This window comes from Bacillus sp. AC266, assembly GCF_979253805.1.
The window spans coordinates 147,273-174,043 of sequence record NZ_CEEDEC010000007.1 but is presented as its reverse complement, the minus strand read 5'-3'; the positions used below and the strand labels follow the sequence as shown (position 1 = coordinate 174,043).

Below are 26,771 nucleotides of genomic sequence, written 5' to 3'. Positions count from 1 at the left end.
GAAGAAGTCTTGAAAAAGAAAATGATGACGGTATTCACTATTGGAGTAATGAGTTTAAGTATATTAGGGGGTGCCTCCCCTTCTGGAATGACAAAAGGAAAGACAGATTACACGCAGCGTAGTAAAGAACAATTAAATGATGGGAAAATACATGCAATGCATACGGAAGAAAAAGCGGAAAAGTTAGGCATTGAAACGGATGGGAAAGAACAAATTACGTTAGAAAAAGAAATTCATGAGACGGAAGTAGGAAGAGAAGCTAATCAATTAGGTATCTCGGCAGAAGGAAAAGATGTTGGAATTCTTTCAGAAGAAATTTATGAAACAAAAGTGAGGAAAGAAGCGTTGAAACTAGGAATATCTATAGAGAATACGTCGATTGTAAGTTTAATTGATCAAATTAATAAGATTAAAATTAATAATGAAGCAGAAAAGCTTGGTGTTTCAACTGAAGGAAAAGAAATAGAAGAGATTGAGGAAGAAATCTACGGAACGAAAGTTAGAGAAGAAGCAGAAAAGCTAGGTATTGCTCAACAAGGAAAAGAGATGGAAGAGTTAGCAGGGGAAGTGTACGAACAAAAAGTACAGGAAGAAGCAAAAAAATATCATATTGATTTATATGGCAAAGATATATATCAAGTATTAAGAGAAATAAATGAGCAAAAGGTAATAGAAATAGCAGATGAGCTAGGTATGGATAGAACGAATTTGAAGATTCAAGATTTAGCGGAGAAGATAAATCTTGAACAACCTGAAAAGGGAAAAGAGCTTAAGTTTGTTCCTATGGTTCAAACAGATGCTAATGCGTTTTATTCGTATTTAACGAATTAAAAAGGGCGTGAGAGTGATACGAAAATGGAAGTGGTATATATGTATGGCCTTACTATGTATAGGGGTATGGGGTGCATATACAAATGGAATTACAAAGTATGTGGAGAAAGTAAAGGGGTTACTATTTTCAAGTGTACAAAGTCAAAAACGAATAGAGTTTAGTAATAACGATGAAAAAGTCATGTTATCAAATGTGCCTTTAATTCAGCAATTACCAGAGTTAGATAGAGGCTGCGAAGTAACAAGTTTAGCGATGATGTTACAATACGCAGGTGTTTCTGTAGATAAGATGAAATTAGCAAATGAAATAAAAAAAGTTAATTTTATGGAAGATGGTGTACGTGGGAATCCGAATGAAGGATTTGTAGGGAATATTTATACCTTTTCTGAATCCGGATACGGTGTATATCACGGACCACTTTTTCAATTAGCAAAAAAATATTTACCGAATAAAGCTGTGGACTTAACAGGGAAGAGTATAGAAGAAATTTATAAGAGTGTAAAAGCAGGGCACCCGGTAGTCATGATTACGAATGCAACATATGCTCCTTTAGATGAAGATGAATTTACTACATGGGAAACAAATAGTGGGGATGTTTCTATTACGTATAATGAACATTGTGTTGTACTTGTTGGGTACGATAAGGAATCTGTATATATTCGAGATCCCCTCGATGATAGCTTAGATGTAAAAGTGCCAAGAGGAAAATTTGAACAGGCATGGGTGCAGATGGGGAGTCAGGCAATTAGCTATGTAAATAACTCCAAATAAATTAGGAAGAAGAGCATGAACTATATAACTATAAGGTGAAGGATAAAGATTTAAGGAATTGTAAGAGAAGTTTTGCAGATTTTTTTGAAGAGAAGCTGTTAAAAAACAAGAGAACTTTAGCTTATTATATATGCTAAAGTTCTCTTGTTTTTTAGGATTAAAATGTTTAGGAGAAGTGGATATGTAAAAATGCATAATTGACGAAAAAATTACATGTTATCATTATATATTGTTTTATACATGTTGATTGTATAAAATTACACAAGTGTTCTATTACATAAAGGAGGATTATTATGCAAAAAATATTTAACTGGGTTAAATGTATGAGTATCAATAAAAAATTAATCATTTCATTTTTTATTATTTTAACTATACCAGGACTTATTATCGGTGGTGTTTCATATCAAACTGCCAAAACAAATTTTGAACAACAAATTACAGGTAAAGCAAAGGAAAATATTTCAGTTTTAAATACTGTTATTTCTCAAAATATAGAAGAGAAATTTGTTGATGCGGCGTACTTTGCAGACATTTTAACAGAGGATACATATCCAAACGGACAAGAAGAAATAGTAAGAACGAAGTTAGCACAATATATAAAGCTTCATCCAGAAGTAGAAGGTATTTATATTGGAACGCAGACGGGGAAGTTTATAAGAGAACCATTTATTCAAATGTCTGATGGCTATAACCCAACAGATAGATCTTGGTATAAAGAAGCGCATGAAAATAAAGGAAAGGTAATTGTTACTGCACCATATCAATCAGCATCTACTAAAAATATGGTAGTGACAATTGCTAAAGAAGTAAAAGATGGTAAAGGTGTTATAGGAATTAACTTAAATTTAGATAACATCTTAAAAATTTCCAAAATGATTAACATTGGTGAAAAAGGTTATGCAGTTATTCTAGATCAAAATAAGCAAATTGTTAGTCATCCATCTAGAAAACCAGGTGCAAAAGTTACTGATCCGTGGATTAAACCAATTTATGAAGAAAAACAAGGAAATGTGTCTTATACAGAACAAGGTGATAAAAAGAATTTAATCTTTGCAACAAATGAGAAAACAGGATGGAAAGTAGTTGGAGTTATGTTCGACGAAGAAATTACCCAAGCTGCGAATCCAGTGTTTTATAAGACTTTGATTGTCATTGCTATCGCTATTGTATTTGGTAGTGTATTAATTTATTTCATTACAAAGTCTATTACAAGACCATTAAGAAAAATAGCTGACTCGGCACATAAAATTAGTAAGGGAGATTTGACAGAGAAAATTACAATCCATTCCAAGGATGATATAGGGAAATTAGGGAATTCATTTAATGAAATGTCTGCCTCTTTACAAGATGTGATTACTCAAATTAGTTTTTCAGCAGAACATGTCGCTGCATCGGCTGAAGAGTTAACAGCGAGCGTACAGCAAGCAAATGATGCGACAGATCAAATTACAATTGCAATGGAACAAGTATCAGGTGGGGCTGAATCACAAAGTCAAGGTGTTGAAGAAGGTGCGGCTACATTACAACAAGTAAATACAGCAATTCAAGATGTAACTGGAAGCGCAGAGTCAATTTCTATTTCCTCATTACATGCGCGAGAAAGAGCTGAAGAGGGAGAAGATTTAGTTGAACAAACCGCAAAACAAATGCAGTCTATTTCTAAATCGGTATCCGAGTCAGATGCTATTATTAAACTTCTTGATGAGAAATCAAAGCAGGTAGGAGCTATTTCTGAAGCAATTCAAAACATTGCTACTCAAACGAACTTATTAGCTTTAAATGCAGCTATTGAAGCGGCAAGAGCAGGTGAGCAGGGAAGAGGATTTGCTATTGTAGCTGATGAAGTTAGAAAATTAGCAGAGCAATCAGGAGAATCATCTGGAGAGATTGCAAATTTAATTGCAGAAATTAAGGCTGATATTGAACATACTGTTAAGGCAATGGGTAATGTGAGTGGGGAAGTTCAACAAGGCTTAGATGTTGTAACAAAAACGAAAGTAAGTTTTACAGAAATTTTAAGTTCTACTACTCATATTGTTTCTCAAGTTAATCAAATGGTAGAAACAACGAAGAGAATCGCTGGAGATGCAAATGAAGTGACAAACGCTATTGATGAAATTGCAGCGGCTGCAGAAGAAAATACAGCTAGTATGCAAAGTGTTGCAGCTTCAACAGAAGAACAAGTAAATTCGATGGAAGAAATTAGTTCGGCTTCGCAAAACTTAGCTGAGATGGCCGAAGAACTACAAGCAATGACTAGTAAATTTAAAGTATAATAACAGCAAATAAGTAAGGTGAAAATAATATCACCTTACTTATTTTTATATTCAGTAATTAGGGGAGTCATTAACGGGATGAAAAAAAGAAAAAGACTATGGAATTTATGGAAAACGATTACATTGTTAGTTTGTACAGTTGTAATTTTTTCTTTACTTGTTACAGATATATTAATTAGTCATAATGTAGAGCGGACAACGGAGGATAGCCAGGCAGAGAAAGCGAAAACAATTGCACATATTGTGGCGAATGATTCGATTGTAATTGATGGTTTGATTGGGAAAGCAGGTACTTCTGCAATTCAAACGTATACAAATAGAATATTAAAAAACACAGGTGTTCAATTTATTGTAGTTATGGACATGAATGGAATAAGAAAATCACATCCAGATCCTCAAAAAATAGGTCATCATTTTATTGGGGGAGATGAAGGGCCTGCATTGAAAGGAAAGGAACATGTATCGCTAGCAGAAGGAACTTTAGGTATTTCAATGCGAGTGTTTGTACCTATATTTTCTGAAACAGGTGAACAACTTGGCGCGGTGGCCGTTGGTATCTCGGCAGATAATGTAAAAGAGAGAGTTAAGGAAAGTAGACATATTATTTATATCGGTGTCGGAGTTGGAGTACTAGTCGGACTTATAGGAGCAATATTGCTAGCTAGACATATAAAGAAAAGTTTATTCGGTCTTGAGCCGCACAGGATAGCGAAAATTCTTGAAGAAAGAAATACGATGTTACAATCTGTAAAAGAAGGCATTATTGCTGTAGATAAAGAGGCGAGAGTAACGTTAATTAATAATGAAGCGAAACGGCTATTTAAAAAAAGTGGACTGGAAGAAGATTTTATTGGTAAAGATGTTGAGTTGTATATGCCAAATTCACGTATAAAAGAAGTGTTGCAAACAGGCGAGGTACAATTAAACGAAGAACAAAATATTTACGGAATTACGATTGTCACAAATCGTGTTCCTTTATATGTAAAAGGAGAAATAGTTGGCGCGATCGCAACATTTCGTGATAAAACAGAAATTAGAAAATTAGCAGAAGAACTAACTGGTATTAGGCTATATGCGGAAGCGTTACGGGCACAATCTCATGAATTTATGAATAAAATGCATGTCGTATTAGGGCTAACACATATGAAACAGTATGAAGAATTGCAGAAATATGTAAGTAGTATGGTATCAGAGCATCAATATGAAATTGGCGGGATTATGAAAAAAATTCAAAGCCCAGTATTTGCTGGATTTTTACTAGGTAAACTTAGTTATGCTAGAGAGAAAAATATAAAGTTAGTTATAAAAGAGGATTCTTACTTACCAGAAATATATGATGAACGTATCATTCATGAACTGATTACCATTGTCGGAAATTTAATTAATAATGCATTAGACGCAGTGACGAATTGTGAGAAGAAGCAGGTTGAAGTTGGAATACAATATGGGGATACATTAATAATTACAGTACAAGATACGGGGAAAGGCATACAAGAAGATAAAATTGATGCATTATTTATAAAAGGTTATTCTACAAAGGGTGATAATCGGGGGTATGGTTTGCATCTTGTAAAGGAAAGCATACAGCGAATAGATGGGGAGATTTATGTTCATTCATCGTTAGGAACCGGAACGACAATAACGATTGAAATACCTAAAAGTAGGGATGAGAGATAAGATGATCAAAGTTTTGATTGTAGAAGATGATCCGATGGTTGCGATGTTAAATAAGCATTATTTAGAGCAAGTGGGAGGGTTTGAACTTGTCCATGCAGTTAACTCAGTTAAAGAAGCGATAGAAGTGATAGAGAGGTCACGAGTAGACTTCATATTACTTGATATTTTTATGCCTGAGGAGACTGGATTTGAGCTTTTAATGTATATTCGAAATCAAGAAAAAGAAATTGATATTATGATGATTTCAGCTGTACATGATATGGGAAGTATTAAAAAAGCATTACAATATGGAGTTGTAGACTATCTAATTAAACCATTTACATTTGAACGCTTTAAGGAAGCATTAACGGTGTATCGAGAAAAATTTACTTTCATGAAAGAACAACAAAAAATTAGTCAATCGGAATTAGATTCGTTAATTTTACAAAAAGAAAAAAGAGAGTCCTTTGACTATAAAGAGCTTCCGAAAGGATTAACAAAGCAAACATTGCAATTAATTTGGAAGAAAATCGAATCACTTAATGGACAAGCATTTACAACTGATGAAATGGCACAATTAGTAGGGGTTTCGAGAGTTTCTATTCGAAAGTATGTAATGTTTTTGACTGAAATCGGAGTATTAGAGAATGAAATGGTGTATCAAAATGTGGGAAGACCGGTGAGTAAATTAAGGTGTATTGACCAAAATAAAATAGACTTTTACGTATAAGCGACTTATTATAGGTCGCTTATACTTTTTTTAATTACAAAAGTAGTTACAAAACTTACAAAAACTATTTTTACTATTGAAAGCGTTTTAATATTGTTATTAAGAAAACAAGGGGGTGCCATATGGGAATTCAAAAGAATGTGGAAGCGGTATCATTTTCTGAAGGCAATGAATTGAAAAGTGAATCTTTCGCTTCTAAAATTATGAACGTTAAAATCGGTGTTATACCTTTACCGTTATATGTAGTATTGGCTGCTATTATTTATGGAGCATCTGTATATAATAAATTACCAGCAGATATGATTGGTGGTTTTGCAGTTATTATGATTATGGGTATTTTCTTAGGTGATATTGGAATGAGAATTCCAATATTAAAAAATATCGGTGGTCCAGCAATTCTCTCATTATTTATTCCATCGTTACTTGTATTTTTTAACTGGATGAATCCAGCTTCAATGGAAGCTGCGACCATGTTAATGAAAAAATCGAACTTTTTATATTTATATATTTCTTGTTTAGTAGTTGGAAGTATTTTAGGAATGAACCGTAAAGTATTAGTACAAGGTTTCGTTCGTATGTTTATTCCTTTAGTAGTAGGGACGTTAGCTTCTGTAGCAGTAGGCTTATTAGTCGGTTCACTATTTGGATTTGAAATGAAGCAGACATTCTTCTTTATCATCGTACCAATTGTGAGTGGTGGTATCGGAGAAGGGATTTTACCATTGTCGCTAGCTTATAGTGATATTTTAAATGAATCATCAGCAACATTTGTATCACAGCTTATTCCGGCAGCTATTATTGGAAATATGTTTGCAATCGTGAGTGCAGGGTATATGAAGCGTTTAGGTGAGAAGAAACCGGAGCTTAGTGGGAATGGTGTATTAGTAAAAACAGACAATCAAGCAGATTTATTAAAGGAGCAAAATACAGAAAAACCAATTGATTTCTCATTAATGGGAGCAGGATTATTGATTGCATGTACATTCTTTATTTTCGGAGGATTCGCTTCTAAGTTTATCGGTATTCCAGGAGCAATCATTATGATTTTTTCAGCGGCAATTGTGAAGTACTTTAATCTAATGCCAGCAAAAATGGAGCAAGGAGCATTCCATTTATATAAATTCATTTCAAAGAATTTAACATGGCCATTAATGGTCGGTTTAGGATTGCTATATATTCCTTTAAAAGACGTAGCAGCAGTTCTTTCGGTAGGATATGTTGTTGTATGCGCATCGGTTGTTCTTACAATGGTAGCGTCAGGTTTTCTTGTAGGGAAAGTGATGAAAATGTATCCAGTTGAATCAGCGATTGTAACTGGATGTCATAGTGGTTTAGGTGGAACTGGAGATGTTGCTATTTTATCAGCTTCAAATCGTATGGAATTAATGCCGTTCGCACAAATTTCAACGCGTTTAGGCGGGGCAGCAATGGTCGTAACAGCGACAATTTTATTAAAAATGTTTTCATGATCAAACAAGCTAGCTATATTCATATAGCTAGCTTGTCAAATTAAGGGGAGATTATAAGTATGTTAGAAAAACAAATTAATGAAAGATCATTGTTATTGCATAAAGAATTAGTAGGGAAAATTGAAATTACAAGTAAAGTAGAAGTGAATACAGCGGACGATTTAAGTTTGACTTATACACCGGGGGTAGCAGAGTCTTGTAAAGCAATTGCGGCAGATGAGGAAACAGCCTATGACTATACAGCACGTGGTAATATGGTTGCAGTTGTTTCAGATGGAACTGCAGTACTTGGTTTAGGGAACATTGGACCGAAAGCAGCTATGCCTGTTATGGAAGGGAAAAGTATTTTATTTAAGAATTTTGCGAATGTAGATGCTTTCCCGCTATGTTTAGGTACGACTGATGTGGATGAAATCGTTACCCTTGTGAAAAATCTAGAGCCTACATTTGCAGGAATTAATTTAGAAGATATTGCAGCACCACGTTGCTTTGAAATTGAAAGACGATTAAAAGAAGAAACGAATATTCCTGTATTTCATGATGATCAGCATGGGACGGCTATTGTCGTTTTAGCAGCTGTTATTAATGCACTAAAAGTTGTAAATAAACAAATGAATGATGTGAAAATTGTTATTAACGGTGCGGGCTCGGCAGGAATTGCAATTGGAAAATTGTTATTAAAAGCTGGTGCAAAGCACATTACGTTAGTTAGCTTAGAAGGTATTGTTTGTGAAGGTGAAACATGGATGAATGGAGCACAAATCGAAGTTTCAAAGAAGACAAATCGAGAATACGTACGTGGAACATTAAAGGAAGCAATTCATCAGGCTGATATTTTCATTGGTGTATCGGCGCCTAACGTATTAACGAAAGAACTTGTACAGACGATGAATGAGAAAGCGATTGTGTTTGCAATGGCGAATCCAATTCCAGAAATATTCCCAGAAGATGCATTAGAAGCTGGAGCTGCTGTAGTTGGAACTGGTCGTTCTGATTATTCAAATCAAGTAAATAATGTATTAGCGTTCCCTGGTATATTCCGTGGTGCATTAGACGTACGCGCGACTGATATTACAGAAGAGATGAAATTAGCAGCAGCATATGGGATCGCTAATATAATTACGGACGAAGAGCGTAATGCGAATTATGTAATTCCAAATCCATTAGATAAAAGAGTTGTTCCAAGTGTTGCAGAAGTAGTAGCGAAAGCAGCCATTGATTCAGGTGTGGCACAGATTACGAAAATGCCAAGTTATAAATAGTCAAAAGCAGCGCCTTAAAAAGGCACTGCTTTTTTTGAGATAAGAAATCAAAATAATGAAGAAGTGTAAATTTATTCAAGCCCCTTTCATTATTTATTTAACTCCATTGCAACTTGTTTACCATTTATTAAAACCTCAGTTACTGCTACGATCACTTCTATCATTTTTTTCATCTCTCATCTCTCCTCGCGTCATTTCTTACTTTAAGTATAAGAGAAGAGAGATAATCCACCTATCGAAGTACGTGACGTAGAAATTACATTGTTGTAAGGAAGTGTTTCAGTTTTGTCACTTTATTCGGCATTGATTACAAATTGATCATAATATCTTTCATTCACATATATGTTTAATACCCATAATCCAGATGAAGGTAGTGACATTACGAGAGGGAGTTCCTTTACGGTTGTATCGACTGTATTTGAAGTAGTCCAAGTTTGTTTGGAGGTTTCTTTTTGAAAGAGTACTGGTGTTGGAGTTGTAGTTCCTTGTTTTAACGCGATAATAGATAGTTTTCCAGTTGGCATTTCAGGATCCAGGAAGAACCACATTATTTCATTTTGCTCATTTGCGATAATAGAGCTATCAGCCATTGCAATTTTTCTTTCAATGCCTTTTAACGGTATTTTTCCTTCTACGAATGATGGTGCTTCTTCCCAATTTACATCTTTTAAGACACTAAGGTGAAAAAAGGAAGGTGCGTTAATTTGAGAGGATGACGTTTCTATTACTTCTTTTTTAGGTGCTGTTGAATCGGGTTGCGATTGCGCGCAGCCAGTAATGAGGAAGGAGAAAAGTAGCATAGTTCCGATTTTTTTCATGGTGCCACACTCCTAATTTTTATTGTTAGTGTAATTGTATTTGCTAGAAGACGAGACAATTCCTTTAAATCATAAAAAGAGGTCGTAAGTTTTGTACGACCTCTTTTGACATTTTCTATCCCAATTGGTGAGGGCTAATAATCAGTGGGGGATGGAACCCCTCACTGATTAAAGTTTCACTTTATATTTGTTCAGTTGAAAAGGTTGGTTCTCTCTCTTTTTGAGGCATTGTTAAGAAAATAACAGAAAGGACGATACATACTCCGCCTAATAATTGATATGCTCCAAAAGATTCATTAAGCCAAGCGATTGAAACGATGGCAGCTACAAGTGGTTCAATGCTAGATAAAATACTTGTTTCTGTTGCTGCCAAATATTTAAGACTCCCGATATAAAGAAGGAAAGAAAGAGTGCCACTTATAATGATAAGAATAAGCATAGAAAAAGTTTGAAGTGTGAAAGTTTGCGAAATCTGATTCCATCCAAAAGAACGATTACAAATAAGCAGTGCAATCCCTCCAATTAACATCCCCCAGCCAATTACTATAGTTGTTCCGCATTCTTTAATAAGGGAAGCCGGATGAAGGGTATAAAACGCAAAACCAATCGCTGTTAATAGGCCGAAAGTAATAGCTGCTTTAGATAAAACAATATTTTCGATTGAGCCATTTGTAATAATAAAGTATGTTCCTGTTAGAGCAGTTATAATTGCGAGTATTTGCATAGAAGCAGGGAATTTCTTTTGCTCAAACGCAACGTAAATGGTAATAAGAACAGGGCCTAGAAATTGAAATAGCGTTGCCGTTACGGCATTACTAATATGAACTGTTTCGATAAAAGCGTACTGCGCACCAAGCATGCCAAGAATAGAGAAAATAATAAGCTGTATAGAATGTCTAGGGTGTCTCCAAATTTGAAATATGTTTTGTTTCTTTATTAGTAAGAAAGACAAAATAAATACTCCTGCAAGCAACAAGCGAATTGTTAAAAAATCAATTGATGATACGTTCGTATGTTGAAATAGCCATTGAATCATCGGTCCAGATAATCCCCATAATGTGGCTCCTGTAATAATCATAATGAGTCCGATACGTCTACTTTTGTTCATGATCATGCATCTCCTCTTTAGTATTTGATTTTTTATGTGTGACATGATAAAAGGAATTATATATAAAATCTGGTACTGTAAAAAGTATCAGATTTTAGTTTTATTAAGGGGTCAGATATTATGTTAGAATTAACGCCTAATTTAAATATGAATAGTAAGAAGGCATTGTATGTGCAGTTGTATGAGTATATAAAAAAAGAAATTAAAGATGGAACGATTCTATCTTTTACGAAATTACCGGCTAAGAGGAAGCTAGCAACATATTTACAAGTAAGTAAAAATACAGTAGAGGCGGCTTATGAGCAACTTCTTGCCGAAGGATATATTGAGTCGATTTCTAGAAAAGGTTATTTTGTATGTGAAATCGAGCAAATGATTCATGCGGAAGGTAGCGAAGAGGTAATAGAGGAAGTACCTTTTCAAGAGCAGGTGTATAAATTTGACTTCACTCAAACGGGTGTGGATACTAGTACTTTTCCGTTTCATGTATATCGAAAAATTACGAACGAGGTATGGCAATTTGAAAATAAAGATTTACTTTTTATTGGACATCCGCAAGGGGAGGTAAGTTTACGAGAAGCAATCGCGAGCTATTTGTATGAATCTAGAGGTGTGCGATGTTCGGCTAGTCAAATTGTAATCGGAGCTGGTACGCAAATATTAGTGAAGTTGTTATTTCAATTGTTAAAAGGAAGTGGTTATGCAGTTGAAAATCCAGGCTACCACCGGAAAATGGTTGTTTTTGAGCAAGGGGAACAAAATGTCCAAATGTTATCTTTAGATAAAGATGGTATTTGTATTTCAGAGTTAGAAAATAGTTCAGCTAATATTGTGTTTGTTACACCTTCTCATCAGTTTCCATATGGGATGATTATGCCTATCACGAGAAGGATGCAGCTTTTACAATGGGCGAAGAAAGAAGAAGGTAGGTATATTGTTGAAGATGATTACGATAGTGAATTTCGTTATTCGGGAAAACCTATACCGGCACTGCAAGGGTTAGATACAGACGGGAAAGTTATTTATATGGGGACGCTCTCTAAAGCGCTATTGCCATCATTACGGATGAGTTATATGGTGTTGCCAAAATCCCTTATTAAGCAGTATCAAGAGCAATATTTATTTTACACACAAAGCGTTTCAAGAATGGATCAAGAGATCATTAGGAAATTTTTAAATGACGGGCATTGGGAAAAACATATTCATAAAATGCGTGTTGTGTACCGAAAGAAGAGAGACCGTCTTGTTTCGGTATTAGAAAAATATTTTTCTAATCGCATTGAAGTAATAGGGGAAGATTCCGGCCTACATATTTTATTAAAAGTGCATAATGGGATGGAAGAGAAAGAATTAATGGAAGCTGCAGCTGAAAGGAGTATTAAAGTGTATCCTGCTTCGATATATTATAAGGAAGGGACTTCTCCCAAAAGTACAGTATTGCTTGGATTTGCGACTTTATTAGAGGAAGAAATTGAAGAGGCCATTCAATTATTATATACAGCATGGTTTACAAGAAAGTAAAAAAACATCCTCATAAATGGAGGATGTTTTTTTATTATTTTTCTTCATCTAGGAAAAGAACCATATGCTCTTCATCCCAATATTGTCCGTTATATTTTAATGAACGTTCTTGCACGCCAAATGTTTTAAAGCCTAATGACTCATAAAGTTTTTTTGCACCATCGTTTCCGACAACAACATCAAGCATAACTTGCTCTACTTCTAAAGATTTAGCAAGCTCAAGACATTCTTTAATAAGTGCTTTTCCCGCTCCAAGTCCGCGTGCTTTTGGAGACACGTATACTGAACCGATTTTTGCTTTATGTTCTTGTTTTACATATGGTTTCGTTTCCAGTGTTGCAACTCCGATTAAAGTGCCATCTTTAAATGCACCTAGTGTATAGTTCTCATCTTGTGCTAATTTTTGGGCTTTATATTCAATAGCACACTCTTTATTAATAATATCTTCATAAGAAGAGCTGAAAGCTTCCGGATTTTGTTTTAATCCTTCTACTCGAAGTTCTAAGTAAATTTCTGCTTCGTCTTTTGTTAATACATGGATATCCAATTGTATCACCCTCCAAATCTTTGACAGTTATACCTATATTTTATATTGAAATAAGAATAATTTCAAAAGCTTAGCTTATAATAGTTGGTTTTATAAATAAAATAGCACCAGTAGTGTTGACTACTACTGGTGATTTCACGCATATATTATACAAATGGTAATTCAATTATAAATTCTGTTCCGACTTCTAATTCGCTTTTAACTTCAATAGAACCATTATGAAGTTCTACAATTTCTTTTGCAACAGCCAGTCCGATACCTTTTCCACCTGTAGCTCGTGTTCTGGATTTATCGACACGGTAAAAGCGATCAAAAACATGTGGGATATCTTCTTTTGGAATACCTTCACCTTCATCTTGTACACTTATTGTAAAAGTATTCGCACTGGTTAGTACACGTATTATTATAGAAGTGTTTTCTGGTGAATGTTGATAAGCATTGTGTAATAAATTTAACATAACTTGTTCCATACGTCTTTCGTCTATGCAAACTTCTAAATCATCTTTGCAATGTACATGGAGTTGCATTTGTTTGTTTGTTAATGTTGTTTTTGTTTTTTCAACCATTCGTTCTAAAAATGGTTTAAGAATTACTTTTTGTTTTTTTATAACAAACTGGTGTTGCTCTAATTGTACAAGCATAAATAAATCTTGTACGAGATCGGTTACACTATCCGTTTCGTCTTCAATGATTTGTAAGTATTCTTCACGTTCTTCTTTCGTTAGAGAATCTCTTTTTGCTACCTTTGCATAACCTTTCATATACGTTAATGGAGTTAGTAATTCATGCGCTACACTAGCGAGAAATTCGTTTCGTTCTTTTTTCATATACGTAAGTTCACTAGATAAATCTTCAATCGTTTTTGCTAAGCTTCCAAGTTCATCATTTCGTTTAATTCCTAATTGAATCGGCTTATTTAATTTTGACATTTTTTCTGTCGCCCGCTTCATTTTTATAAGCGGTTCTGTAATAACACGAGAAAAAACAAAGACAGAAATAGTAGTTAAAATAATTGTCAAAACACTAATGATAAGAAATTGATTCATGAGTTTAAGTAACATATTTTCTAAGAAAGATGTCTTTAATAACATATATAACTTACCTTGAAATCCTTGAATTTCCAGCGGGCTTACTGTTGAGATGAATTTTGATTTTTTCCAGTTTTTTTCAACGATTAATCCACCTTCTGGGATAGTCTCAGTTTTACAAGTAAGTTGTTTTTGCATTTCTTTCGTTACGGGTTCTGAGGTAGAAATAATTTTGCCGTTATTGTCTGTTATAATGATAGCTATATCAGAGTTAGCAATTAATTCTGATTCAACTAAGTGTTCAGCCTCAGTGTTGATATCAAACTCGGGGTACACAGCACGTTTAGGTCGTTTACTGTGTTCAGCGCTTTCTGTGAGTTGCCTTTCTTTAGAATATGCACCCCACTTCGCGCGGTTTTTAATCATTTTACTATAGCGATTTCCTTTCTCTAAAAGAGCAAGAGTTTCCTCTTCAATGCGTATGTTTGAAAGGTTCTTATAAAAAGATACGAAGGCAATTGTTTCAATACATAAAGCTAATATTAAAAAGTATGTCCCAACTTTAAGGGAAAGTTTGCTCATTTTCTCACCATACCTTATTTTATATAGAGTGAAACTTTAATCAGTGGGGATTTATCCATCCCCACTGATTAAAGTAATTATTCACTTTTCCATTTATATCCGACTTTATAGACGGTTTCTAAGTAATCTTCAACTGGAAATTCTTTTTTGCGTAATTTATCACGGATATTACGAATATGTGAATCGATAGTTCTGTATTCGATGTCTGTTTGATAGCCCCAAATTTTTTCAATTAAATCATCACGGCTGTAAGCACGGTTTGTATTTTGTAAAAAGAGTCCAAGTAACGAGAATTCAATAGGAGTTAGTGAGATTCTTTCACCATAAACTGTAACAGTATGTTTCGTTTTATCCCACTCAATACCATTGAAGCTAACAAAGCCATCTTTCTTCGTACGGCGTAATATAGCCTCGATTCGCGCGACTAATACATGCTCATCGAATGGTTTTGTAATGTAGTCATCTGCTCCCATAGTCAGACCTTTGACCATATCATAATTTTGGTTGCGAGCTGTTAGCATAATAATTGGAACGTTGGAAATTTGACGGATTTGATAGCAAGTATCCCACCCATCCATATTCGGCATCATAACATCTAATAAAATAATATCGAAGTCCTTTTGTTCGATTAATTCTAGCGCTTCAAGGCCAGAAGTAGCTTTCATACAAAAATAGCCACGAGGGCTTAAGAACAGATCTAACAATCGTAACATACGTTCTTCATCGTCTACTAATAAAATTTTCACCATAATCTTGTGCACCCCAAACTATTCATTCTACTTGTATAGTTTACATGAAAATAATAAAAAACTCTTTTTATGTGATTGAATGGATGGCTGATTTTTTCAATCAGGGCAATTGACATAAAAAATGCACTAGTTTTGCACAACTATTTTTTATAATAGAAAACGTAGCGACACAAATACCCTATGTTGCGACATAACGTCATGTCATTTTATTTATAAAATGACAATTCCATTCTATTGTGTATGTGAGATAGAGAGGGTTTTCGTATTCACCTCGCATCGGATAAGAAAAATTTCCTATCTCACACTTTTTTTAATATAAAGGGGATTGTACACATGAGTAAAAAAGTAGAACGTTTACAAAAAGAAAAGCAAGATCGTAATGCGATTGTAATGTGTGTTGCGGTATCTATGCTTATTATGATAAGTTGTGTAAATAAATTTTTCGGGATTTTATAATAGAAAAAAAGCTTATTGCTTCTTAAGAAGCAATAAGCTTTTTTAATGTGTTCTATATAATAAACCAGGGTAGAATTGCCAGTCCAGAAGTTACAATTGCTGTAGCAAATATTAAAAAGATAGCTTGTTTTTTTTGTTTCATGTTACATTCTCCTCTACATATCAATTGCATGCTATACGTTCATTTAATAATTAGCGGGAGACGGATCCTCCTCGCTGAGTGAAGTTTCACTTTATATTTTTAGTATAACGAATGGAAAGGATTGGAACGATCGATAAAGGTGACATGAAGATTACATTGTTGTAATGAAAAAAGCATCTTAATTAATAAGAAGATGCTTTTGAAAAATTATATTAAAATGTTAATTATTTAAGAATAAAACCATATGCTCTTCGTCCCAATATTGGCCATTATGTTTTAAGGAACGTTCTTGCACACCGTAAGTTTGGAAGCCGAGGGACTCATATAATTTTTTTGCAGCAGTGTTATCAGCGACAACATCAAGCATAAGCTGTTCTACATGTAATTTATCGGCATTTTCAATAATCGCTTTAATTAAAGCTCGTCCTGCACCGAGGCCACGCGCTTTTGGAGAAACAAAAACTGAGCCGATTTTTGCCTTATGCTCTTGCTTAATAAATGGCTTTGTTTCTAGAGTAGCAATACCGATTAAATCATTATCTTTGAAGACACCTAGAGTATACTTATCCGGATTGCTTAATCGCTTTGCCATAGCAGCGACAGGGTTTTCCTGTTTAAGAACATCTTCATAAGAAGAGCTAAAAGCCTCAGGGTTTTTCATTAAACCTTCCATACACACTTTCAAATAAATTTCTGCATCCTCTGTTGTTAATAAGCGAATTTCCATAGTTGTAACCTCCTAGATTGATTCAAATTTAATTCATTAACTTTGTAAGATTAAGTTTAGTTAAATGTATTCTGTGACTATTCTTTCTTAATTTGTAAAAGAATGAAAAGATTATGCTACTATGTTTTCATTTTATTTATCCCGCTATTTGTGGGCAGTAAAACTCCTACCTCAAAATTCGGCTGGAGCAAAGAAGTTAGGTGGGAGCCCTGCTGCCCGTAAAAGCCCGATTGGTGAAGGTTAATAATCAGTGGGGGATGAACACCTCCCACTGATTATAGTTTCACTTTATGTAATGAAATTATATATTAACTTTATTAACTATTCAAGGTTTTAATATGTTACATTTATATAACTAAAATTCCCGCTTTGTAAAGGAGTCATTTTTATCCGAATATTCGTGGGAGTCGGATTGCCCGTAAAAGCCCGATTGGTTGAGCTAATAATCAGTGAGGAGGGAAAAACCCTCCACTGATTAAATTTTCACTTTCTTTTACGTATTCAATCGTTTATTTTGTAGCCATCGATTCGTTCCGGATGTGTATAAATATTGCAAGATCCATTTCGAATAAATCCTACTACGGTAATACCTAAATCGTGGGCGAGTTGCAGGGCTAGTTTAGTTGGAGCTGATTTAGATAGAACAATTTCGCAACCTATTTTTGAAACCTTTAACAAAATTTCAGATGAGATGCGTCCGCTAAACGCAATGATTTTCCCTTGAACAGAGATATTGTTTCGTAAACAATGACCGTATATTTTATCTAGCGCATTATGTCTTCCGATATCCATTCTTGATAAAAGAATGTTATTTCGATCACATAAAGCGGTATTATGCACACCACCCGTTTGGCGAAATGTAGTTGAAGATTGTTGTAAGGAAGTCATTAGGTGAAAACATTCTTCCGGAGTAATAGTTATATGTATATCATGTAACTTTTTTGCTTTTGCTGCATCGTTGACGAAAACAAAACCTTGTCTACTTTTCCCACAACAAGAAGTTACGTACCGTTTATTATATAAAGTTTGATAGAGCGGATTAATTTTTGATGATTTTACATGGACAATTCCGTTTTCTTTTTGGATCCATAATTCTTCAATATCTTTATAAGAAGAAATAATTCCTTCAGAAATTAAAAAACCGGTTACCATATCTTCAATGTAATTAGGAGTGCATACAACTGTTACATATTCTTCGCTATTTAATTTAATTGTAATGGGAGATTCCGTAACAACCTCATCGGTTTGTTTTGAAAATGTACCAGAGTGATAACGTACAATTGTATATGTTTCTTGAATAGGCCCCATATTAAATTCCCCTTTATATGTATTTTTCTCCATATTTATCATAAAACATCGAAAAAACAAAAGCATCTACTAACAAGAAGATGGCAGATTATTTTGGTTATTATTGTATATGTACGATATAATAGATTTGTAGAATAGCGACATTTTCAAGCTTTCGTAGTTATACCTTATAACATCTAGAATCGACTTCCAAAGGAAAGTATTTCAACAGGGCGCTTCAAAAATATGTACAACACAATTATGAAAACGGATTCATAATTGTGTTGTACAGTTAGTTGTAAGGAGAGGGGAAACTATGACAGAACAGACAGTCCGTGTAACCGTTGATGGTAAAGAATTTTTCGTATCAGGTGAAAAGACGATACTCCAATTGTTTAACGAAAGTAATTTAGAACATCCTCAAATTTGTCATGTACCAGAGGTAGATCCTATTCAAACTTGTGATACATGTATTGTAGAAGTGAATGGAAGTTTACTACGTGCCTGTTCGACAAAGTTGGAAGATGGCATGCATATTGAGAGGCAATCGGAACGTGCAAAGGAAGCACAAACTGAAGCGATGGATCGAATATTAGAGAATCATTTATTGTATTGTACAGTATGTGATAACAATAATGGTAACTGTAAAGTCCATAATACAGTACATATGATGGAGATTGAAGAACAGAAATATCCATATGAACCGAAAGTAAGTGCATGCGAAGTGGATACGTCGCATCCATTCTATCGATACGATCCAAATCAATGTATTGCTTGTGGGCAGTGTGTAGAAGTATGCCAAAATTTACAAGTGAATGAAACTTTATCGATTGATTGGAGTTTAGACCGTCCACGTGTTATTTGGGACAATGGTGTGAGTATAAATGACTCGTCTTGTGTTAGCTGTGGGCAATGTGTAACAGTTTGTCCTTGTAATGCATTAATGGAAAAAACGATGCTAGGAGAAGCTGGATTTATGACTGGTTTAAAACCAGATGTGCTTAATCCAATGATTGATTTTGTAAAAGATGTAGAGCCTGGATATAGCAGTATTTTAGCAGTTTCAGAAGTAGAGTCCGCGATGCGTAAGACGAAAATTAATAAGACAAAAACAGTTTGTACATTTTGTGGTGTAGGTTGTTCATTTGAAGTATGGACGAAAGATCGTCAAATTTTAAAAGTGCAACCTGTTTCAGATGCACCGGTTAATGGTATTTCCACATGTGTAAAAGGAAAATTCGGATGGGACTTTGTGAACAGTGAAGAGCGTATTACAAAGCCGTTAATTCGCCAAGGGGATATGTTTGTTGAGGCTTCATGGGAAGAGGCTCTTGAAGTTGTTGCATCTAATATGCAACATATTAAATCAGAGTATGGTAGCGATGCGTTTGGGTTTATTTCTTCTTCGAAAGTAACAAATGAAGAAAACTATCTTATGCAAAAACTAGCTCGTCAAATATATGGAACAAATAATGTAGATAACTGTTCCCGTTATTGCCAATCTCCAGCAACAGACGGTTTATTTAAAACTGTCGGTATGGGCGGAGATGCTGGAACAGTGAAAGATATTGCTGAGGCAGGTCTTGTTATTATTGTTGGGGCAAATCCAACAGAAGGACATCCTGTACTTGCAACTAGAGTGAAGCGTGCTCATAAATTACATGAACAAAAACTAATTGTCGCAGACCTTCGTAAACATGAAATGGCGGAGCGTGCTGATATATTTGTTCACCCGAGTCAAGGGACGGATTATGTATGGCTTGCTGGGATAACGAAATACATTATTGATCAAGATTGGCACGATAAAAAGTTCATAGCTGAAAATGTAAAGAATTTTGATGAATATAGCAAAATGCTAGAAAAATATACGCTTGATTATACTGAGGGAATTACAGGGATTTCTAAAGCTCAGTTAAAAGAAATGGCTCGTATGGTATATGAAGCAGATGGTACTTGTGTACTTTGGGGAATGGGTGTAACTCAAAATACAGGAGGAAGTACAACGTCAGCAGCAATTTCAAATTTACTTCTCGTTACAGGTAACTACCGTCGTCCTGGTGCCGGTGCGTATCCGTTACGCGGGCATAATAACGTACAAGGTGCTTGTGATATGGCGACATTACCGAACTGGCTTCCGGGTTACCAAGCTGTTTCAGATGATGTGCATCGTGCGAAATTTGAAAAAGCATACGGTACTACCATTCCGAAAGAACCGGGATTAAATAATATCGCAATGTTACTTGCGGCCGAAGAAGGAAAACTACGTGGTATGTATGTTATGGGAGAAGAAATGGCTTTAGTAGATTCAAATGCCAACCATGTACAACATATTTTAGCGAATTTAGACTTCCTTGTTGTTCAAGATATGTTCTTATCGAAAACAGCTCGTTTCGCCGATGTTATTTTACCAGCAGCACCAAGCTTAGAAAAAGAAGGAACGTTTACGAATACAGAGCGCCGTATTCAAAGATTATACGAAGTATTGAAACCGCTTGGTGATTCAAAACCAGATTGGTGGATTTTACAAAAAGTAGCTCGTGCACTGGGCGGAGACTGGAATTATGGAAGTCCAAGTGAAATTATGGACGAAATTGCATCGCTTGCACCGTTATACTCTCAAGCGACGTATGACCGTCTAGAAGGCTGGAATAGTTTATGTTGGGGTAGCCATGATGGTAGTGATACACCATTATTATATGTAGATGGATTTAACTTCCCAGACAAACTAGCACGTTTATCACTAGATGAATGGGTTCCGCCAGTTATAGCACCAGATGAGTATGATTTACTATTAAATAATGGCCGTATGCTAGAGCATTTCCATGAAGGGAATATGACGAATAAGTCGGCTGGTATTTTATCTAAAGTGTCTGAAGTATTTGTTGAAATTTCACCTGAACTTGCTAAAGAACGCAATGTGAAAGATGGTGGTCTTGTAGAGTTAGCATCACCATTTGGAAAAATCAAAGTACAAGCGCTTGTTACAGATCGTGTAACTGGAAATGAGTTGTATTTGCCGATGCATGCGACAGTAAATGAAGAGGCAATCAATATTTTAACAGGAACAGCAACAGACATTTATACGTGTACACCAGCTTATAAACAAACAATGGTGAAACTGCGCGTATTACGTGAAAAAGGAAATCGTCCGTTACCATCTTCAAACCCGAGAGATAAAAAACGTCATCCGCAAAATGGTGTTGAAATCGAGCGAAAGTGGCAAAGAAAACAATACGTATCACTTGTGGACCAGAATTAGGGGGCGGAGATAATGGCAAAAGAGATTACTTTAATTAAAAAGAAGATTGTAACAGAAGAAGAAAAAAAACAGCAAGTAACAGATGAGTTGTTAAATGATCTAGCTGAGAATAGAGAAGCAGTAGAAGAGACGATGCAGCTATTAGCGCAGTTGCAAAAAGCAGGAATTTTAGATGCAGCAATTAGTTTACTTGCTGCAAAAGAAGATGTTTCCAAAATAGCTGTTGAACAATTGAATCGTGAACCAGTAAAAAACGCATTAAACAATATGATGGGGGCAGGAGAGGCATTATCTTCAGTGGACCCAGAAATAACGAAACAAATAACATCTAGTTTAGTCACTGGATTACAATTTGCAACAGAGGAATTAAATAGTGGTAAAAAAACAAAAGTGATGGATTTCTTTAAAGTGTTAAAAGATCCAGATATCAATAGAGCAATTACATTCGGTTTTAGCTTCTTGAAAGCATTTGGTCAAGGGTTAGAGAAAAAATAGAGTAAATGAAAAAGTGATGGCAAGTAGCCATCACTTTTTCATTGTATGTATAAGAGTGTTCATGTTAAGCGGAATATATTATTATTAAAAAGATGGGTTGGAAATGGAAATATGGAATCCATCTCAAATATCGTTTTAGAATGTGGAGGAATATATGCAACACCGTAAAAGACTATCTATACCAGGGGTAATGGGACATTCCTTTCAAACAGTTAGATTTGCTTTTTGGAATGTATTAACCTTTCAACTTGCTTATAAATTATTAGCAGCGATTGTATTTGTCCCGCTATTTGGGATCATTTTTAATAAGTTATTGTATTTTGGTGGTTATGCAAATGCGACGAATGATGAATTATTAGCGTTTTTAAAGACACCATACGGCATTTTGGCAATCGTAATTTTATCATTGTTAGCACTGTTTCTTATCTTTACGGAATTTGCGGTGCTTATTATCATTTCGTACTTCGCTCATAAAAGACAAAAGGTGAAATTACGTCCGATTTTATATAAAACCGTAACGTATTTACCTACTCTTTTCACATATTGCTTACCGGGATTTATTTTATATGCTGTCGTATTGTTACCGCTTTTAAATCTTGGATATGAAACGGCATTAATTCCGCAAATTCAAATTCCTAACTTTATTACAGGAGAACTGTTTAAGACAACGATGGGACAAGTTGGTTATTACACGTTCTTTGCTGTAGTTGCGTATTTGAACCTTCGCTGGATTTTTGTTCTACCTATTGTTGTTTTAGAGCAAAAGCCGTTTCGCACAGCAGCACGTAAAAGTGCAACGTTAGTAAAAGAAAGTTTTTTTAAAGTACTATTCTTTTTAGTAGGATTTTTTATTTCAATAGGGATTGTGTACGGTGTATTTTTTGGAATGTATTTATTGTGTCTATGGGGCATGTATGAATTTACAAATCCACAGGGAACATTTGCATTATTAGCAGAATCAACAATGTCTGTATTTTTAACGAGTACATTGTATTTATTTAGTTTTATCGTGACGCCATTTTATGTTATGGCAATAACACGATTGTATTTACAAAAGGTTCCGGTTGAAGATGTTTTATTAGAAGAAGGATTAGATTATTCGAAAACAAAAGCAGATAAATGTTTCTTCCAAAAACATCGTTGGAAATTTATTGGTGTATATATTGTAGGAATTATTACTGCCGGAATGGTCGTTGCCTTCATTGTAACGTTTATTTCAAATTCATATAAAGAACCAATTATTATGGCTCATCGTGGTTATATTTCAAAAGGTGTAGAGAATACGAAAGAAGCTCTGCAGGGGGCTATTGATGCCAAAGCAGACTACGCTGAAATTGATGTACTGCAAACAAAAGACGGTGAACTAGCAGTTATACATGATTTGAAGCTAAAACGTCTTGCGAATGCTAATGTTCACGTGTCAGATTTAACGATGGAGGAGTTAAGAGAGCTTACCCTTAGTCAAGATGGGTTTTCAGGACAAATAAGTACACTTGATGAGATCATTAAGCTGGCAAAAGGAAAAATCAAACTTAATATTGAAGTGAAGCTCCATGGTGGCGAAAAAGATTTCGTAAACAAAGTATTAAAAGCGATTAAAGATAATGAATTTGAGAAGCAATGTGTCATTCAAACGTTACACTATCCGCTTATTAAAGAGTTTAAACGTGCAAATCCAAATATAAAAGTAGGATACATACTGTATGCGAGTAGAGCTAACTTAAAGAATGTGAAGGCTGATTTTTATGTAGCAGAAGAATACATGTTAAATAAGAAATTAGTAAAAGAAGCAAGGAAGCTAAACAAGCCAATTTACGTATGGACAGTAAATGATATGGAAAGTTTAAAGGCATATTATAAGTTAAACGTGGATGGTATCATTACCGATTATCCTGAAGACGCACGTGAAACAATTAAGATGTTAAAAGAGCAAGAAGATCGTGAAAGTGATATGTTTGATAAAATTACCGAGACGACAGAAGATCTATTTTCAAAGTTATTTATGATCTATCCAGCTGCTGGCTAAATGCTAGTAGCTGTTTTTTTTATGGAAAGAATATATTTCTAAAGTATTGTACAAAGTAATAAGTGTATATGTATACGTAACTACTTAGTTTTTTTGCATTGTTACATTATTGTCAAATAATAAATAATTACTATGCGTTTTGAATGGATATAATGTAAATAGAGTGATAGATAATGAGATGGTACAAATAACCCAATAGAATCAATGTTTCGTATATTTACACTATTCTAAATATATAAACTTTAAAAAAATGGTATGTTAGCGTTTTCATAATTTTTAAGTTATGCTAGAATAAGGACATAAGTTATTAATTATTACAAAAAGAAAAAAGAATTCCTTTTTTCTGTTAATTATAAGGGGGCATTTCATTATGCGTATTGGGGTACCAGCAGAAATTAAAAACAACGAAAACCGTGTGGCAATGACACCAGCAGGTGTTGTACATTTAGTTCGTAACAATCACGAAGTATTCATTCAAAAGGATGCAGGTGTAGGATCTGGTTTCACAGATGCTCAGTATGTTGAAGCGGGAGCAAAAATTGTTGATACAGCTGAAGAAGCTTGGAACATGGAAATGGTTATGAAAGTTAAGGAACCAGTTGAAAGCGAATACAAACACTTCAGCGAAGGTTTAATCTTATTCACATACTTACACTTAGCTCCAGAACCAGAATTAACAAAAGCGTTAATCGAGAAGAAAGTTGTTGCTATCGCATATGAAACAGTACAATTAGAAAACCGTTCTTTACCATTACTTGCACCTATGAGTGAAGTAGCTGGTCGTATGGCTGCACAAATCGGTGCGCAATTCCTTGAGAAAAACAAAGGCGGTAAAGGTATCTTACTTGCAGGTGTTCCAGGAGTTAAACGTGGTAAAGTAACAATTATCGGTGGTGGACAAGCTGGTACAAATGCTGCTAAAATTGCAGTTGGACTAGGTGCGGATGTAACAATCATCGACTTAAGTGCAGAACGTCTTCGTCAATTAGATGACATTTTCGGAAACCAAGTAAAAACTTTAATGTCTAATCCTTACAATATTGCAGAAGCTGTAAAAGAGTCTGATCTTGTAATCGGTGCAGTATTAATCCCAGGTGCAAAAGCGCCAAAACTTGTAACAGAAGAAATGATTAAATCAATGGAACAAGGTTCTGTTGTTGTAGATATCGCGATTGACCAAGGTGGTATTTTCGAAACAACTGACCGTATTACAACTCATGATAACCCAACTTATGAAAAACACGGCGTTGTTCACTATGCAGTTGCAAACATGCCAGGTGCGGTTCCACGTACATCAACTCTTGCATTAACAAACGTAACAGTACCATATGCAGTACAAATTGCTAACAAAGGCTACAAAGAAGCTTGCCTAGGCAACACTGCATTATTAAAAGGTATTAATACATTAGAAGGCTATGTAACATTCGAAGCAGTTGCAGAAGCTCACGGTGTAGAGTACAAAGGTGCTAAAGAATTATTAGAAGCAGAAACAGTATCTTGCTAATAGAAGCATTATACAAAACAAAATCGAACAATATATAAAACAACATGATAAGAGCTAAGAGATAATACCTCTTAGCTCTTCTTGGTAAAAGGGGGCATTCATCGTGGCCAACCTATTTAAAAAGAAATCCGTTACGCAATTGTTAGGGGAAAGTAAAAGTAAAACTTTGACGAAAACGCTAGGGGCATTTGACCTAACAATGCTAGGGATTGGTGCGATAATTGGTACAGGAGTTCTAGTATTAACTGGATTAGTAGCAGCAAGAGATGCTGGTCCAGCAGTTATTTTTTCATTTATGATTGCAGCAATTGTTTGTGGATTTGCAGCTTTATGTTATGCAGAGGTTGCATCTGCACTTCCTGTTTCAGGTAGTGTGTACACATATTCATATGCAACAATTGGTGAGTTTATTGCCCATTTAATGGGATGGACATTGCTATCCGTATATGTCGTAACGACTGCCGCAGTAGCTGGTGGATGGACAGGTTATTTCAATAATTTAGTGAGTGGATTGGGACTTGAAATTCCAAAAGCGTTGTTAACGATTCCATCGCAAGGTGGTATGGTGAACTTACCCGCAGTTATCGTTACGTTGGTGATAACTTGGTTATTATCACGAGGTACAAAAGAAAGTAAGCGTGTGAATAACATAATGGTATTAATTAAAATTGGTATTGTTGTTTTATTCATTGCAGTTGGTGTATTCTACGTGAAACCAGAAAACTGGATACCATTTGCACCGTACGGCTTAAGTGGAGTCTTTGCCGGAGGAGCAGCAGTATTCTTCGCTTTCTTAGGATTTGATGCATTAGCAACTTCTGCTGAAGAAGTGAAAAATCCACAACGTGATTTGCCGATTGGTATTATTGCTTCATTAGTCATTTGTACAATCATTTATGTTGTAGTTTGTCTCGTTATGACAGGTATGGTTTCTTATAAGGAATTAGATGTACCTGAAGCGATGGCCTATGTATTAGAAGTTGTAGGACAAGATAAAGTGGCTGGTGTAATCGCTATTGGAGCTGTAATTGGTATTATGGCTGTAATTTTCGCATACATCTACGCTACGACACGTGTATTCTTCGCTATGAGCCGTGACGGTTTATTGCCAAAATCTTTTGCGAAAATTAACAAGAAGACAGAAGCACCAACATTTTCAGTTTGGTTAACAGGAATTGGTAGTGCTTTAATTGCCGGATTTATCGATTTAAAAGAATTGTCGAATTTAGCGAATATTGGAGCGTTATTAACATTTGCGATGGTTGGTGTAACTGTCATCATTCTTCGTAAAACGCACCCGAAATTACAACGTGGATTTATGGTACCACTTGTACCAATCTTACCGATTATTTCAGTTGCAAGCTGTCTATTCTTAATGGTAAATCTACCGTTAAAAACATGGATATACTTCGGTGTTTGGTTAGCAATCGGAGTGGTTGTATACTTTGTTTATTCGAAAAAACATAGTCATTTAAAAGACGATGGAAGTTCGCAAGATAGTTTAGAAAAAGCTAATTAAAGGGATA

The 26,771-nt window shown here is 35.0% G+C and carries 21 protein-coding genes and 1 pseudogene; 15 read left to right on the top strand and 7 right to left on the bottom strand.

Translation table 11 applies throughout. From position 1 onward, the window contains the following. Positions 1-9: 9 nt before the first annotated feature. The 8 genes and pseudogenes from AC0IXC_RS24790 (at position 10) to AC0IXC_RS24755 (ending at position 8,996) form a co-directional block, all read left to right on the top strand. Positions 10-831, top strand: coding sequence for a hypothetical protein (locus tag AC0IXC_RS24790; RefSeq protein WP_002140315.1), 822 nt, complete (start codon positions 10-12; stop codon positions 829-831). Between the two features lie 43 nt (positions 832-874). Continuing rightward, positions 875-1,603, top strand: a complete 729-nt coding sequence (locus tag AC0IXC_RS24785; RefSeq protein WP_002125127.1) for a C39 family peptidase — start codon at positions 875-877, stop codon at positions 1,601-1,603. 293 nt (positions 1,604-1,896) lie between these two features. Beyond that, positions 1,897-2,940 (top strand): annotated as a pseudogene (locus AC0IXC_RS24780) (HAMP domain-containing protein); the annotation flags it as partial. After that, positions 2,932-3,879, top strand: a complete 948-nt coding sequence (locus tag AC0IXC_RS24775) for a methyl-accepting chemotaxis protein (RefSeq protein WP_433736617.1) — start codon at positions 2,932-2,934, stop codon at positions 3,877-3,879. The pseudogene AC0IXC_RS24780 and the gene AC0IXC_RS24775, both read left to right, overlap by 9 nt. Positions 3,880-3,957: 78 nt before the next feature. Next, complete coding sequence (locus tag AC0IXC_RS24770; RefSeq protein WP_002029689.1) at positions 3,958-5,556, top strand: sensor histidine kinase; 1,599 nt, start codon at positions 3,958-3,960, stop codon at positions 5,554-5,556. 1 nt (position 5,557) lies between these two features. Next, on the top strand, positions 5,558-6,265 hold the full coding sequence (locus AC0IXC_RS24765) for a response regulator (protein WP_033708776.1): 708 nt from the start codon (positions 5,558-5,560) through the stop codon (positions 6,263-6,265). A 122-nt stretch (positions 6,266-6,387) separates the two neighbouring features. Further along, a complete protein-coding gene (locus tag AC0IXC_RS24760; protein WP_002029691.1) occupies positions 6,388-7,734 on the top strand; it encodes a 2-hydroxycarboxylate transporter family protein in 1,347 nt (448 codons plus the stop codon). A gap of 59 nt (positions 7,735-7,793) precedes the next feature. Next, positions 7,794-8,996 carry an NAD(P)-dependent malic enzyme gene (locus AC0IXC_RS24755; protein WP_215590670.1) on the top strand — a complete coding sequence of 401 codons (1,203 nt, stop codon included), beginning with the start codon at positions 7,794-7,796 and terminating at the stop codon, positions 8,994-8,996. A 293-nt stretch (positions 8,997-9,289) separates the two neighbouring features. Here the strand turns inward: AC0IXC_RS24755 and AC0IXC_RS24750 are convergent, their stop codons facing one another. Together AC0IXC_RS24750 and AC0IXC_RS24745 are read right to left on the bottom strand one after the other, a co-directional pair. Further along, on the bottom strand, positions 9,290-9,814 hold the full coding sequence (locus AC0IXC_RS24750) for a DUF4871 domain-containing protein (RefSeq protein WP_002029695.1): 525 nt from the start codon (positions 9,812-9,814) through the stop codon (positions 9,290-9,292). Positions 9,815-9,995: 181 nt separating this feature from the next. Continuing rightward, positions 9,996-10,922 (bottom strand): DMT family transporter, encoded by a 927-nt coding sequence (locus tag AC0IXC_RS24745; protein ID WP_002140321.1) that lies wholly within the window; start codon positions 10,920-10,922, stop codon positions 9,996-9,998. Between the two features lie 120 nt (positions 10,923-11,042). Here AC0IXC_RS24745 and pdxR point away from each other — a divergent pair, with 120 nt between their 5' ends. Continuing rightward, a complete protein-coding gene (gene pdxR, locus AC0IXC_RS24740) occupies positions 11,043-12,443 on the top strand; it encodes a MocR-like pyridoxine biosynthesis transcription factor PdxR (RefSeq protein WP_341086774.1) in 1,401 nt (466 codons plus the stop codon). A 34-nt stretch (positions 12,444-12,477) separates the two neighbouring features. Here pdxR and AC0IXC_RS24735 read toward each other — a convergent pair whose 3' ends face one another. The 3 genes from AC0IXC_RS24735 to AC0IXC_RS24725 all read right to left on the bottom strand — a co-directional run bounded on the left by AC0IXC_RS24735 (position 12,478) and on the right by AC0IXC_RS24725 (position 15,349). Further along, complete coding sequence (locus AC0IXC_RS24735) at positions 12,478-12,990, bottom strand: GNAT family N-acetyltransferase (protein ID WP_002029700.1); 513 nt, start codon at positions 12,988-12,990, stop codon at positions 12,478-12,480. A gap of 146 nt (positions 12,991-13,136) precedes the next feature. Beyond that, the gene (locus AC0IXC_RS24730) at positions 13,137-14,600 is read right to left on the bottom strand and encodes a sensor histidine kinase (protein WP_002188251.1); all 1,464 of its coding nucleotides are present in this window, start codon (positions 14,598-14,600) and stop codon (positions 13,137-13,139) included. Positions 14,601-14,677: 77 nt separating this feature from the next. Continuing rightward, entirely contained in the window at positions 14,678-15,349 is a 672-nt protein-coding gene (locus tag AC0IXC_RS24725) for a response regulator transcription factor (protein ID WP_002010439.1), read from the bottom strand. A gap of 333 nt (positions 15,350-15,682) precedes the next feature. Here AC0IXC_RS24725 and AC0IXC_RS24720 point away from each other — a divergent pair, with 333 nt between their 5' ends. Next, positions 15,683-15,805 (top strand): hypothetical protein, encoded by a 123-nt coding sequence (locus AC0IXC_RS24720; RefSeq protein WP_002029704.1) that lies wholly within the window; start codon positions 15,683-15,685, stop codon positions 15,803-15,805. Between the two features lie 362 nt (positions 15,806-16,167). On the opposite strand, the gene AC0IXC_RS24715 is transcribed toward AC0IXC_RS24720, so the two are convergent. Both AC0IXC_RS24715 and fdhD read right to left on the bottom strand, forming a co-directional pair. After that, positions 16,168-16,674, bottom strand: a complete 507-nt coding sequence (locus AC0IXC_RS24715) for a GNAT family N-acetyltransferase (RefSeq protein WP_002010444.1) — start codon at positions 16,672-16,674, stop codon at positions 16,168-16,170. A gap of 501 nt (positions 16,675-17,175) precedes the next feature. Continuing rightward, complete coding sequence (fdhD, locus tag AC0IXC_RS24710) at positions 17,176-17,982, bottom strand: formate dehydrogenase accessory sulfurtransferase FdhD (RefSeq protein WP_215590673.1); 807 nt, start codon at positions 17,980-17,982, stop codon at positions 17,176-17,178. 295 nt (positions 17,983-18,277) lie between these two features. Here fdhD and fdhF point away from each other — a divergent pair, with 295 nt between their 5' ends. The 5 genes from fdhF (at position 18,278) to AC0IXC_RS24685 (ending at position 26,764) form a co-directional block, all read left to right on the top strand. Beyond that, entirely contained in the window at positions 18,278-21,220 is a 2,943-nt protein-coding gene (fdhF, locus tag AC0IXC_RS24705; RefSeq protein WP_002010447.1) for a formate dehydrogenase subunit alpha, read from the top strand. Between the two features lie 12 nt (positions 21,221-21,232). Further along, complete coding sequence (locus AC0IXC_RS24700) at positions 21,233-21,715, top strand: helical membrane plugin domain-containing protein (protein WP_002140332.1); 483 nt, start codon at positions 21,233-21,235, stop codon at positions 21,713-21,715. Positions 21,716-21,869: 154 nt separating this feature from the next. Further along, entirely contained in the window at positions 21,870-23,741 is a 1,872-nt protein-coding gene (locus tag AC0IXC_RS24695) for a glycerophosphodiester phosphodiesterase (RefSeq protein ID WP_341086772.1), read from the top strand. A gap of 370 nt (positions 23,742-24,111) precedes the next feature. Then, entirely contained in the window at positions 24,112-25,245 is a 1,134-nt protein-coding gene (ald, locus tag AC0IXC_RS24690) for an alanine dehydrogenase (protein WP_002010453.1), read from the top strand. Positions 25,246-25,348: 103 nt separating this feature from the next. Continuing rightward, positions 25,349-26,764: an amino acid permease gene (locus AC0IXC_RS24685; protein ID WP_016101851.1), complete on the top strand. Its 1,416-nt coding sequence runs from the start codon at positions 25,349-25,351 to the stop codon at positions 26,762-26,764. Positions 26,765-26,771: the final 7 nt, after the last annotated feature.